Genomic DNA, 13,286 nt, shown 5'->3' with positions numbered 1-13,286 from the left:
TATTTTGTCCTCAAAATAGATGGCATTAACTAATTTCAATAATTTGAGTTACTCAACTCAGTTTAACCTTGTGGAAATATCAAGATAGAGAATCTAATTAGGATGTAAACTTGGTAAATGTGTTTCTATAACTTCATAATGCTTGACATATTGAACTGTCGCTTTTGTAAATCCCAATCTTGCCAATAAAGCGTGAATTCCTTCTTGTTCTGCACCAATCGACACATCAATATCAGTAACTTTTAAGGCTTCAGCTTGCACCAATGCGGCATCAACTAATAACTTAATTGTCTCAAGCTTCCGGTGTTGCTCTTGTACATATAACCCCAAAACCGAACCCACACGGCGCGGTTTAAAGGGTTTTTCTAAAATATTCAAACCCTCTGGAAGATTGGGTGGTGGTGCTTCATCATAGATATATGTAAATAGAAATCCAACCAATTCTCCGCCAGATTCCAACACAAAGCAGTAAGATAGAGGCTTTGAGAGCAAATTCTCCACATATCGCTCATAATCAAAGCCAGGGGTGGGAGTAAGAGTAGGATCATTGAGCGATCGCACTTCAATAAATGCTTTCCACAAAAGAGCGATCGCACTTTTATCTGCTGGGGTAGCAATTCGTTGAATGTATGACATACTTCCCTCCATGCTCGTGATTTAGAGCGAAACCAATTTTGCACAACAAAGGTATATTAGAATTTGTGTGCCATCAGTACTTTGCACTTTCGTGCCAAATTATTAAAATAGCGATCAGTTATAGTCGGGTGTAGGCGATCGCATCAGTCTTAATTTGAATACGTGACATACTTATCAATTATTCAAGTCCGTATATTCAACTCCTATCACTTAACTTGTGTATTAAGTTCTGATGAAGTGTCACATACATTACAGTGTCACTGGCTCAACACGCTACACAACAATTAAGTATAAGTTGGGCTATTTAAGCTCTATTAGTTGGGCTGTTGACACTTCTTGCTTACACGCTTCAAAATACTGGTACTATGTAACCATTCATATCATTGTCAAAATTACTGAAACCCTTGATTTTTGGTTGATGAATAGACAGTGATATCAATAAATATAATAAAAAGGTGTATTCTGATACTAATATGTGTCACCCAAATACAGACGCAAGCCTTTGTCCAGAGTGCTTAGAAGCTCAAAAAAGGTCTGGAATAGATGTTAAACGCTTGTTGTGGCAACTTACACAGTTCAAGTATGAGTATTATCCACAAAGTCAAGAGCTATCTGATAAAGAAATTAAATACCTCTGTCTTTCACTATCTCGCCATAGCAAAGGAGAGATTGCTTACTATTTTTACAAACATAAAATTCCCACTAGGCAAGAATTAGCTGCTTGTAAAGATATAGAAAGGCAGATAAAAAACTTAAATTCGGAAATGTCTAATCGCATACACAAATATATTAAGCGATTAATGAATTTGACCAATGAAAATCAACGTATGCCACCTTGGAAAAATATTACTGAATTTTTAGAAAAAAGTGGATATAAGATTGCACAAACTTGTACATCGACAAGACAATTGAATCTGATGTTAGTTGAAAGTGATATCAGTGCTGATGAACTTCAATCTTTCTTAAAAAATAGAGGCTACCACAGCAAAATTAGTCGAGTCATTGAGCATTAAACCAATATTGAGGACATAAAATTATGCCAAAACGCAAAACTTTTATTATCGAAGGCCCTCAAGATGAACTGGACGAAATTCTAGCTCTTTTTGAAGCTGGCGAATTAAATAACCTCTTAGATATAAAAATTTTAGATGTGAAGATGGTATCTGCTGAACAACTAGAATCTGAGCCAGCAACAGCAGCATTGGAACTAGATTTATACAGGGTTTGGTTAGATAGTCTTTGGCAAAAGGGACTACAACCAGCCGTCAGAAGTACCCAATCTACTACAGGTATCAAGCTAATTAAATTCCAGGATAATTCTGTAGAACTGCTAATCACAATAGGTTCATTAAGTCCAACAGAAATCCAAATATTTTTGCAAGTTCGTCCACTTGCAGGTAAGGGGTATTTGCCTGTAGGCTTAAAAGCCAGCATCTTTGATGAATTTGGCGAAATTATTCTCGAAAAATCTGCGGATACTCAAAGTAATATACTGGATATTACTTATGGTCAAAGATTTACTTGTGAATTGAGCGATCGCTTTAGTGTTGGCTTAACTTTGGGAAATGAAACTATTCAAGAAGATTTTCCAGGGTAGCTGTTTGTCATGGTGAAAAGAATATACCTGAAATTTGGGTCTTGTGTCCAATTAGAACGTGTAACTTTAGCAGCTTTACCTGTCACACTCACAGTTTATGATGATGTGGGACTGTTGCAAGAACTGGGTTCAGGTTCTTATTTATCTCTTTTACCTAAAAATCTGATAAATTCATTTCGTCAATGGCAAAAATATATTGCACCTAATCTTCATGATGCTTCTGTTAGGCGAATTAAGTTAGAACCTCTAGCCAAAAATAATCATCTCGAAAGTGATGATAGCAATATTAACTTTGAGCAAATAGCGAATAATTTTAAGACTGGATTAAATCATTGGCTGAATGAAAGTGGATGGATTAATGAAGATGGCAATAAAGATCCTAAAATTAAGCAAGTTCTAGAAAGTTACTATGCAGGTAAAGAAGAGATCCAGGTTTTTATTCAAACTGAAAATAGAGACTTAAGAGCGCTACCTTGGCAAGAATGGGACGTACTGCAAAGATTCTTTATTAATCACTCTCATACAGAAGTATCGATTAGTGCCACAAATTTCAAGCGTCCAGAGCAAAAACAAACACTTTTGTTAGATGCACGAGTGAGAATTCTTGCGGTTTTTGGAGATGAAACACTGGATTTAGATGAAGAAAAGAGTCTAATTGCCAGTTTAGAAAAATATGGGGGACTAATTGAATTTTTGCACCAACCAAATCGAGAAGCTTTAGAAAAAGCTTTGCAAGAACCGAAAGGTTGGCATATATTTTTCTTTGCTGGTCATAGTGGCAGTGATAAAAACGGTAAAATTGGTTGGATTGAAATCAAACCTGGTGAAAGGATTCCTATTGATGATCTCACTACTCAATTAGAAAAGCTAATTCGAGATAAGTTACAGTTAGCTATTTTTAATTCCTGTGATGGTTTGGGTTTAGCAAATCAACTAACTTCCCTATCTTTACCTTATTGTATCGTCATGCGTGAGCCTGTCGAATCCTTGTTGGCTCGTAGGCTATTGAAACATTTGCTCACCGCTTTTGTCAAAGGTAAATCGCTATTTGCTTCCATGCGTACAGCACGTGAGTTTTTGCGCCAAGAGTTTGACGAAGACGGTAAACATCCTGGTAAAAGTTGGCTACCTGTAATTGTAGCGAATCCGGAAGCGCGATCGCTCACCTGGGATGGGATGTTTACTGAACGGAGATTAGATAGAAAATGGGAGTTTCTGCTTTTGGCAATCTTGCTATTAGCAGTTATAGGACTACCACTCAGCATTTGGTTAGAGTTTGGAAATTTCCAGACTTTCAAGCTTTATGCTCAACTTTATCCACATATTGTCATTTATCCATCTCTGTTTCTTGGCATATCACTATATGGACTATACAGAGCAATCTGCTTAATTCGACAAAAGGCGAAGATATTTTGGGGTTTCACAGCTATAGTATTTGTGTTTACCAGCATTGCGCTAGCTTTGGATTTAAACACTGATCCTACTCTGCTGTTTGAGTTAAAATCAAATGCAATAGGAGTTGTAAATTCACAGAATTTAGTTGAGGAATCTTCAGGGGATAAACTATTCAAATATAGTCTAAAAACTATTCCAAAAGATTTGTTAGATAGTTCGCAAATAATTGATTTTCAAGGTGACATTACGCTAAAAAAGCAAGATATCGAAGCATCTGTGCAACAATTTATTAGTACTAATCCACAGGATAAACAGAATCAAAATTACCAAGGCTATAATAATTTTCTAGGATTTGCTTTGAAGTATCGAATTTGGAATAATCAATTATCCATCAGTCGTTGGTTTTATGCCTTCAGTTACTTCATGATCTTTTTTTGCGGAGCAGAATTGTTTGCTTTACTTGTCCAAAATTTACTCGATCCTACATCAGTATTTAAGAAGCACAAATATATTATTTATTTGATTGTCTGTGATACAGGGTTGCTGTTATGGTGTCCGTTTTATTCTTACTATACAAATAAAATTAAGCCATTATTATTTGCTACAAATACAGAATTAACTAATCTGGCAGGGTTAGTATATTTATTCATATTTTCTCTATTAGTTATGACACTGATTGTGACTATGACTCAGCTTAAATCACTCAAGTATCGCTATATTTTAAGCTTTGTTGTGATTGCTGTAGTGGTGCTGACTAGTTTAATGAGGATTTGGGGTGGGATATCTCTCATTGATCAGATGTTTGGAATTAGTTGTAAGAGTTTATTTATTACTTGGCTGGGAGCAATTACCTTTTTTATTTTTCTCTTTATTGTAATCATTTATTTAATTGATTATAAAGTGAGGGAAATCTAAAATGGCTGCATCAGTAAACGAAAAAAATAAAGCCATATTAATTATTGGATTATTATATATTTTTCCTGTTGTATTGCTACTTATTCGTTATATCCCGTTTACTTATCGATTTATCTTACTAGGAATTGTTACTACTCTAGTAATTTTATCTGCTATCTTCAAAAATGTAAATTTACAACAGCTAGGTTTTTCTTACAACAATCTAGAACCTGCTCTCAGAGATATATTACCGACAACATTAGGATTTATTATATTAATAATATTGTTTTGCTTTCTTAAAGGAACAAGAGTTGATAATTCTGATCTGCAATGGTACTTTTATTTACTCTTTATTTTATTGTCTGCTCCATTTCAGGAATTTTTATATAGGGGTTATCTCTATCATCTTTTCTCCCAAGCTGGTTTTTCTCAATACTTCCTTGTTGTTTCTTCTATCTTATATAGCTTTGGTCATGCAATTTACTGGGATTTAGCAACTTTAGTATTTACACTAATAATCGGCTTTGTTTGGGGATATCACTACACACGGTTCAGAAATTTATATAGTGTGATTCTGAGTCATATTTTACTCGGAGTAGTTGCGATATCTACTGGTCTATTGTGATTTAATATTGCTTTAATTTGTTATGAGTGTCCAATTAAGGCGGCTTTTTACGGACAGTTTTCATAACTAACTACTATACAGATTTCAATCGATTTAGGTCAGCACTAACATTGGCAAACATTCTGGCGACGAGGTAGACAACTTTTACCAAAAGTCACATACAATTTTGGGTGTTAGTGCTACACTGCTTCCAAGCGCTCACTGCAACATGGTAAACAACCCCCAGTTTGACAACCTACCTCCTATCAAGCTCATTCCCTTAAATGATGAAGCTGTATCGGTGGTGCAGCAGCAAGGAAGACGTAGTGCCACAAAAACATCTCTACCCACAGACATACGGTGGATAAAACTACAGGAGTTTTTACGTAGTACCAATCTTGCGCCGAACAGTCGCAAAATGTACGAACGCGAACTTAAGCGATTCTTAGGATGGACACAGCTACACTATCACGAACTACGTCCGCGCCACCTTGGGTTATACAAGGAATATCTGCGTAATGAAGTAAAAACTGATACAGGGAAATCCCTGTCAAAAAGTAGTATCAACGCTGGGGTCGCTGCACTTAAAAGCTTTTTCAAGTGGATGTGCTATACGTATCCAGATATAATCGCTACTAATCCCACGCTAGGTATAAAACTAGAAAAAGTACCTCTACCACCTGCTCAAAGCTTAACTGATGAACAGATGGAGCGAGTGTGGTCAGCTTTAGAATTTTTGGGAGAAACAAAGCAACGGGATACCGCACTTGTCCACATTCTTAGTCACGGCCTCCGCGCTGGGGAAATTGTACAGTTAAATGTTGGGTCATTCGATGGCAAACTGCTGTTCTTGCCCGATACCAAAACCAATGAACCGCGCTTAGTGCCATTACGCAAGGAAAGCTGCGAGGTGTTAGAGGCGTATTTGCGATCGCGCAGCGAACAGGGTGAAGAACTAAATAGCCTCACCCCGTTAATGATCTCACATCACGCCTCATACAAGGGCGAACGCTTGAGTTATCATGGCATTTATTTTGCTGTGGAAAAAATCGGTGAACTATCTGGTATTGAAGATTTACATCCACACCAATTTCGGCATACTTACGCCACTGACTTATTGTTATTAGGAGTTGATCCTAGTCACGCGCGGAAGCTGACGGGACACCAAAGCGAGAAAGCATTTCGACGGTATACACTGCGGAGTGAACAAGAGGCGGCGATCGCTGCTTACTATCGTGCTATTGGTGAACAAGAAGCGGAGTAACCCATGCCCAAGCCACTTGATCCGAAGTGTCAACTGTGTGCAAAGTTGCCAACATCTAAGGCTAAGGTGCTGCATGGGACAGAAGGGGATGGCTGCTGGAATCCGAAGGTTTGTCACAATCGCCGTTCCTTCTACCGCAACAAAAGTAAAGATGATTCTGGGCAGATTGAGGCAATCGCCGTTGAACCGCCTGCAACATATTTTGCTGTACTGTATTTGTATAAAGAATCGGGGGATAAACCCTTACACGCTATGTCGGCAGAGCTATGGCTGGGGCAAAAGCCTATCTGTCGTTTAGAACCAATCCACTGCTTTGGGCTAACGGCTGGCAAGATACGCGCTTATACAGATCAGGTATTGCAGGCATTTGCCACACAGTATGGTGTTACGCTCCACCAATATAAGGATATGTTTGAGATTAGCCCGACTCACTGCCCAGTCCGACCTTGCCCATTGCATCCTGAATTATGACTAGCTATCGCCAATTAACAATTTGGGATATTTTGGATGAGATGTCAGAAGCTCCACCGACATCAACACTTGCTCCAGTATGGGATTGTTTAGATGCCGAGCTTGAGAGTTTATCTGTGGAAGCACAATTATCAACCGCAGCACAAGCCTTTTCCCAAATTGCAGATATTCTCAAATCTCGTGCTGATTTACTGTTGTCAGATGTCCGCTATCAGAACGATACTTTGGGGCCGGTTGTCAGCACAGATATCTTTGCTGGGTTAGTGCGGACGACAATGTATCTCGATTTGGATGACCTAATAGAAGAACCAGCACCGCAGACTTTTAGACCTCATGGGCCACACCAGTTTTCTCATGCTGCCGAAAGTCATAATTCAGTAGCTGCTCCGGTTGGGAAAGAGAATGTCTTGGCAATGCTTGAGATTCAAACTGTAGAAGATGTTCATCGGTTGGCTGGTGATGAAGATGTGCAGAAATGGCAGAGTGCGATCGCTCACTATCTTGCACAAGTGAAAGATGAAATTACGCTAACTAAACTACAACGGGTCTTGAAAATGCCGATGGTAGAGGTATGGTTGGGATTGTTGCTGGGTGGTTTTACATTAGAGCAGAGAGGAGATTTTTATAATAGCCACGATATTTGGGTAATGGGAAATCTTGAGTGAGATTTCACTAGCTGATCATGATGTAAATTTTGCCCAAGCAAGCGATAACTTCGTTAAGCTCCGCTAACGCCGTAGCCTAAGCAACGAGAACAAACATTGTACTGTTTAGAGTGTTAGCCTGCACACCATTCAGGACAGTAAGCAGTTCATTACTACTGGTAACAGTAATCAGGGTATTATTGAAATTAATGCCATCGCCTTTGGTTATAGTTAATTGTCCATAGCTCAGACCGGCAGCCAGTCCGATTTTGTCGGTGTTAAGGTTAAAGTCAGCAATCATATCTGTTCCCTCACGCGCCGCCAACACGAAAAGGTTGCTACCTGCTCCACCCCAAAGAATATCGTTACCATTTCCGCCTAAGAGAGTGTCATCGCCTGTTCCACCCCAAAGAATATCGTTGCCATTTCCGCCTAAGAGAGTGTCATTGCCTGCCCGACCCCAAAGGATATCATTGCCAGTTTTACCATTAATCCTGTCATTCTGTTCTGTGCCAACCAGCACATCAGCCCCTAGCGTACCTTCAATCAAATTGCTAGTAGAGTTGATTGTAATACTGACCTTAGCGGCATTGGATATACCACCTTCGTTATCCTTAATTGTGTAAGTGAAGCTATCTGTACCTACAAAATTCGTTGTTGGGGTGTAAGTGGCTGCACCCGTAGAGGAGTTCAGGCTCACTGTGCCATGACTCGGATTAGTGGTAAGGGCGATCGCACTGGGAACGAGAGAACCATCAATATCGCTGTCGTTAGCCAGCACATTAATAATGACTGCGCTGTTCTGATTTGTCTGTGCAGTATCATTAGTGGCTATGGGTAGATCGTTAACTGAAGCGATCGCTAAGTTAACGGTTGCTGCTGTCGTGGCGTAGGTAGTACCATCAGAGCCATTCCAGCCAAAACTCACAGAGCCGTTGAAGTTGGCATTAGGAGTAAAAGTTAGGTTTCCTAAACTAGCAACAGTAATTTCTTGATTTAAGCTGATATTGGAACTACCCAGTTTCAGAGTACCGTTGGTGGGCAAGGATGTAATCTGAATCTTAGTCAGGGTGTCGCCATCAATATCACTGAAGGCGCTCGTGAAGTCTGCCACACTAAAGCTGATAACTGTATCCTCATTCCCTGCCTTGCTGATATTGCTGAGAGTGGGAGCATCATTGATGTTGGCTACGGTCAGGGCAAAGGTATCAGTTGCTGTTGTGCCTGCGGTGTCAGTGGCGGTGAGTTTGATGTTGAGGGTAGCGACATCATCGTTGGTGGGAGTGCCGCTAAAGGTGCGGGTAATTGCTTCAAAGCTCAACCAGTTTGGTAAAGGATTGCCGTTGGCAACGGTAACGCTGTAGGTGAGTGTGTCGCCTGCATCCACATCACTAAAGGTGTTAGCAGGAATAATGAAGCTGAAAGGTGCATCTTCAGTGGCGTTTTGGTCAGTGATCGCATTTTCCACTGTCGGTGCATCATTAGTATTAGCGATCACTAATCCAAAAGTATTGCTCACACTAGCTCCGGCACTGTCGGTTGCTGTCACCTTGAGGCTGAGATTGCCGACATCATCGTTGGAGGGAGTGCCGCTCAATGTACGGGTGGTTGCGTTAAAGCTCAACCAATTGGGTAAAGGATTGCCATTGCTGAGGGTAGCTGAGTAAGTAAGAGAATCGCCTGCATCAATTTCGGTGAAGGTAATTTCAGCAATGGTAAAGCTAAAAGGAGTGTCTTCTGTGGCAACTTGATCGAGAATCGGAGTTTCTACACCTGGAGGAGTGTTAATGCCTTCGAGTGCATTAGTAAAAGTTTGAAGATCCCAATCGGGACTGGCATTCCAAATCCCAACTGTCCATTTAGACATTGATTCCCAAGGCGATCTTTCTCCAGGAAGAGCAACAAGATCGTTTTCAACTTTAAGAGCCTGTAATTCTGTGTCGCTTAGTAGCACATTTTGAACAAGGGCAGCAAAAATTTCTCCTTCATCTCCAGGACTATCTAGCTCGTTAATTTGTAAATCAAAATAGTGTCCAATTTCTTCAAGAAGAACATTTGCAACTGCTTGAGAACTGGTTGCGCTGTTGAGAAATTCACTGGCTAAGTAGATTGTGCTTCTGCTAATGGAGAAAGCACCACTTGCATTATTAATTTCTGAAGCAGAAACAATTTTAATTGGAGGTAAATTACTGAAATTTCCATTTGCCCATGCTTGTGCTAAATTTTGAGCAACAGTAGCATCCCAATCTTCACCAAATGCCAAATTCATTTTGGTGGTGAAATCAGGGGCAGTAGCAAAATCGTTGAGGAAACCTAGAGCAACCTGTAATCCTTGCTCTAGGGTAACGAAAGAGGCAAAATCATTAGAAAATGACACATTGTTTGTCTCTACCAAATTCAAAGACTTTGCGTCTGCTAGAGTAAAAGCCTCTGACTGAGAAATAGAAAGCAGATTAAAAGCGTTATATGCTGCTTGCACTAACGGGTTGTTAATTAAAGTAAAGGCAGCTTGAATGACCTCAATAAAAAGAGGGCCTAAAAGCTTTCTAGTAAATTCAGTAGACCCCCTTAATCGGAGTGAAGCCGCTAAATAAGGGAAGATTGTCTCAGCAGCAACAACCCCTGCAAGAGAATTACGAAGTTTAATAGCAAGTTCAGTCCCAACTGTAACGCTACCAAGAAGAGATACAGCCAACGTAACAATAAGATAGTCTGGATCTAGTCCATAAGAGAACCAAGGGCTACTTAATTTACTTGATGGTTCTTGAAAGGGTTGGTTTAAGTCCCTTGGTTTCTGGAAAAATCCTGTGGTCTTATCATAACCAACTTCCTCCGCAACAGTTGGGTTCAAATGAGTTCCAAGTACGCCTGAAATCCCTCCTGAAGAGTAATCATATAAGTAATATGAACCTGGAATATACTGCCAGCCAGCCATACTGACAATATCCCCTGACGTAATGAAATGAGTTACCTTCTGTGACAATGCTTTATCAAAACTGTTAACGCCTTCTACCAGTCTATAAATGCCATTATTTTTATAAAAAACGTTTGATCCACTAATGCCTGGACTATTAAAGGTGATAATTTGACCTAAATTACCACCATTCTTGGTGTAATGAGCAGCAACCCATTGAGTTAAAGCTCCCCCTAAGCTATGACCTGTTATATTAGGTTTAGAAATAACTTTACCTTGTTCTTGCTGACTTACATCCTGAAGCCATTTTGTGACCTCTCCTCGATTAGTCTGATCACTAAGGTTGGCTAAATTAGTACCTAATAACTGAGGAACCCCCACGCCATATGGATCGAGATCGGCGATGAAATCCTGAGATCCTGTTGGCTCGGTTCCGCGAATAGCGAGAACCGGTGCTTTGCCGAGATCGTAAATCGTTCCAGTACCCTCACCCTTAGCAATTTTTGCATCTGGAGATAAGATGATATCAAGGTAGAAATTTTCATCAGAAGTCAACCCTACTGCCTGAAACCCTGAAACTGGATCGTTGAAAACTTTATCAACGTAGTAACCTAAATCACCATAGGGTGTATAGGGAAAGATACCAGGGATTTGGTCAATATCAACAACAACATCATCATTATCTTTTACCCAATCTCTGTAAGCAGTATCCTTCGCAAAGATTTCAAAGTCTTTATCGGAAACGCCTCGCTCCCCATAAACCGTTACTTCAATTTCCTTTGTTGTTTCCCCTGGGGCGAAAGTTAGTGTCTTGTCAGTAATATACTCATAATCTTTAGCTTCTCCCTGCCCAGTAGAAGTTGCAGTTCCATCAGATGTTGAATAGACAATAGTTACAGATTGAGTGCTTGGCTTTGAAAGAGTAACTTTAAATTTAATGACTGTATCCTGATTTTCATTGACTTCAACCCACGAGTCGCTCACCGACACTTCAGGTGCAGCATCATCATCAAGAATGCTAAAAATACCTTGATTAATCGGCGATAAATAAGCATTAGTTGGATTTGATAAGTTGATTATGAAATTTTCATCTGATTCAATTTCAGTATCGCCGATGATCGGAACTGTGATGGTTTTAGAAGTTTCTCCTGGAGAGAAATTAAGAGTTCCCGCCGTCACAATGTAGTCAAAACCAGCAAGAGCAGTGTCATCAACTGTTGTATATTCAACTGTCACAGTCTGATTACTTGCACTAGAGAGGCTGACGATAACTTCAAAAGCAGCAATGCCAGAATTTCCCTCATTGGTAAAACCAGAGGAAATACTAATGGAAGAACCAGGAACTTCAATAATTCCTCTGCGTATGACAGTATCATCCTCTCCGTCATTCCATGAACCTCCAAAACCCCAGTTCATAAGAACGTAATCTTCACTGCGTCCTCCTAATGCACTGTCCCCATCATTAGGTTCACCAGATGTCCAATTTATATAAGTAACGGGTTCACCGCTTACCCATACAAAATTTCCCTCTGAAGCAGTATCATTAAGACCAATCCAGAATGTGTCTGTTCCAAATATGTCAATCAGAAACTGTTGCTCAAGAGCATCATTGATAGTGACTAGATGTCCTCCTAATACTTGAGCTTGAGTTTCGGCATCAGTCCACGTCGTTACAGTAGTCAGATAATATTGACTTCCGTTGGAAAGAGAAATGGTGTCGTCATTTATAATTCCGACAGGACTCGAATTATTAAATAAATTGACGTTATCGGGAGGGACAAAGTTAATCGTGAAAAATTCAGTTGGTTCGCCCTGAGTATCTGGAATGATAGGAACTGTAATAGTTTGAAAAAAGCTCAAAGGATTGAAGGGATCGAAAGTAAGAGTTCCTTGGGTAGCAACATAGTCTGAGCCAGCCGTAGCAGTCCCATCGGCTGTTGCAAATTGGATTGTAATAGGGCCGACATTGCGAGCTAAACGATTTGCAAAGACGTTTATTGTGACTTGATTAGTTCCACTATCACCTTCTGCAATCAAACCATCTTCAATAAAGAGAAAGAAAGGAAAAGAATTATTCTCTATCTGAACTTGCTGCCCATCGACTACAATTGTTCCCGTATCATCCTCAGCTTTTAACTGCTGTAAAGCCTCATTAGAGAGACTTTCTCCCATCACCAATGCTGAAAAAATCGCCCCTTCATCACCAGGGCTATCTGTATTATTCAAAAGCTGGTCAACCCAGTGACCAGCCTCTTCTACCAATACCTTCGCAATTGCTTCAAGATTGGTTGCGTTCTGACTGAGAAACTCTTGGGAGAGATAAATCGTGTTGGTAGCTGCCGCAAACGCTCCATTTGCTCCATTCATCTCGGCAGTCGGGAGAATGACCACAGGCGGCAGCAGGCTGAAGTCGCGTTTAGACCAGGTTTTAGCTAAGTCCTCAGCACTCTGAGGATTAAAATTGCTACCAAAAGCTGGCTCGATTCTAACGGTGAAATCCGGCTGACTCGCAAAATTACATAACAGATCCTCAGTGACTCGCTTTGCGGCGCGGACAACTTCCAAGAGTGGTTCACTTGCGCCTGACAGATAGCCGAAAGGAATCAACCAACCGCCTACTAATAAAGTTTCTGGGCTTCCAAAAAGTTTTGCCATATCCCTTAACCTCCTTTCCAACCCCTTTATTTACCTGAGTGAGCAATCAGCGATCGCATTGCTTAAGAAAATCAAAAACAATAAATATTAAAAATTTTTTAAAACCTCATCAATTTTACTGGCTTAATACAAGTCTGTTTGTATCCATTTTTTGCTGGTTTTTGGAAAGGAAATATGAGAGATTTTGATTTAAAATATGGGCTTGACAATTT

9 protein-coding genes are annotated in these 13,286 nt (G+C 40.0%); 7 read left to right on the top strand and 2 right to left on the bottom strand.

Annotated elements, in window-relative coordinates:
- Positions 1 to 93: 93 nt before the first annotated feature.
- Positions 94 to 636 carry a GNAT family N-acetyltransferase gene (locus FD725_RS30790; protein ID WP_179051991.1) on the bottom strand — a complete coding sequence of 181 codons (543 nt, stop codon included), beginning with the start codon at positions 634 to 636 and terminating at the stop codon, positions 94 to 96.
- Between the two features lie 455 nt (positions 637 to 1,091).
- Here FD725_RS30790 and FD725_RS30785 point away from each other — a divergent pair, with 455 nt between their 5' ends.
- The 7 genes from FD725_RS30785 (at position 1,092) to FD725_RS30755 (ending at position 7,526) form a co-directional block, all read left to right on the top strand.
- The gene (locus FD725_RS30785) at positions 1,092 to 1,649 is read left to right on the top strand and encodes a hypothetical protein (protein ID WP_179051990.1); all 558 of its coding nucleotides are present in this window, start codon (positions 1,092 to 1,094) and stop codon (positions 1,647 to 1,649) included.
- A gap of 23 nt (positions 1,650 to 1,672) precedes the next feature.
- On the top strand, positions 1,673 to 2,233 hold the full coding sequence (locus FD725_RS30780; protein ID WP_179051989.1) for a DUF1822 family protein: 561 nt from the start codon (positions 1,673 to 1,675) through the stop codon (positions 2,231 to 2,233).
- Positions 2,234 to 2,242: 9 nt separating this feature from the next.
- Positions 2,243 to 4,543: a CHAT domain-containing protein gene (locus FD725_RS30775; protein ID WP_179051988.1), complete on the top strand. Its 2,301-nt coding sequence runs from the start codon at positions 2,243 to 2,245 to the stop codon at positions 4,541 to 4,543.
- A gap of 1 nt (position 4,544) precedes the next feature.
- Positions 4,545 to 5,147, top strand: coding sequence for a CPBP family intramembrane glutamic endopeptidase (locus FD725_RS30770; protein WP_179051987.1), 603 nt, complete (start codon positions 4,545 to 4,547; stop codon positions 5,145 to 5,147).
- Positions 5,148 to 5,355: 208 nt separating this feature from the next.
- Complete coding sequence (locus FD725_RS30765) at positions 5,356 to 6,390, top strand: site-specific integrase (protein WP_179051986.1); 1,035 nt, start codon at positions 5,356 to 5,358, stop codon at positions 6,388 to 6,390.
- A 3-nt stretch (positions 6,391 to 6,393) separates the two neighbouring features.
- The gene (locus FD725_RS30760; RefSeq protein WP_179051985.1) at positions 6,394 to 6,861 is read left to right on the top strand and encodes a hypothetical protein; all 468 of its coding nucleotides are present in this window, start codon (positions 6,394 to 6,396) and stop codon (positions 6,859 to 6,861) included.
- The gene (locus FD725_RS30755; RefSeq protein WP_179051984.1) at positions 6,858 to 7,526 is read left to right on the top strand and encodes a hypothetical protein; all 669 of its coding nucleotides are present in this window, start codon (positions 6,858 to 6,860) and stop codon (positions 7,524 to 7,526) included. Before FD725_RS30760 ends, FD725_RS30755 begins: the two co-directional genes overlap by 4 nt.
- Before the next feature lie 76 nt (positions 7,527 to 7,602).
- Here the strand turns inward: FD725_RS30755 and FD725_RS30750 are convergent, their stop codons facing one another.
- Entirely contained in the window at positions 7,603 to 13,074 is a 5,472-nt protein-coding gene (locus FD725_RS30750) for a putative Ig domain-containing protein (protein WP_179051983.1), read from the bottom strand.
- Positions 13,075 to 13,286 lie beyond the last annotated feature (212 nt).

The organism is Nostoc sp. TCL26-01 (genome assembly GCF_013393945.1).
Taxonomy (GTDB): Bacteria; Cyanobacteriota; Cyanobacteriia; order Cyanobacteriales; family Nostocaceae; genus Trichormus.
This window is presented reverse-complemented; position numbering and strand designations above follow the sequence as displayed.

What these genes read in the sequence shown, in the direction of transcription:
- FD725_RS30770 (WP_179051987.1), top strand. Translation starts at nt 4,545, where the DNA reads ATGGCTGCATCAGTAAACGAAAAAAATAAAGCCATATTAATTATTGGA.
- FD725_RS30760 (WP_179051985.1), top strand. Translation starts at nt 6,394, where the DNA reads ATGCCCAAGCCACTTGATCCGAAGTGTCAACTGTGTGCAAAGTTGCCA.
- FD725_RS30750 (WP_179051983.1), bottom strand. Translation starts at nt 13,074, where the DNA reads ATGGCAAAACTTTTTGGAAGCCCAGAAACTTTATTAGTAGGCGGTTGG.
- FD725_RS30790 (WP_179051991.1), bottom strand. Translation starts at nt 636, where the DNA reads ATGTCATACATTCAACGAATTGCTACCCCAGCAGATAAAAGTGCGATC.
- FD725_RS30765 (WP_179051986.1), top strand. Translation starts at nt 5,356, where the DNA reads ATGGTAAACAACCCCCAGTTTGACAACCTACCTCCTATCAAGCTCATT.
- FD725_RS30755 (WP_179051984.1), top strand. Translation starts at nt 6,858, where the DNA reads ATGACTAGCTATCGCCAATTAACAATTTGGGATATTTTGGATGAGATG.
- FD725_RS30775 (WP_179051988.1), top strand. Translation starts at nt 2,243, where the DNA reads ATGGTGAAAAGAATATACCTGAAATTTGGGTCTTGTGTCCAATTAGAA.
- FD725_RS30780 (WP_179051989.1), top strand. Translation starts at nt 1,673, where the DNA reads ATGCCAAAACGCAAAACTTTTATTATCGAAGGCCCTCAAGATGAACTG.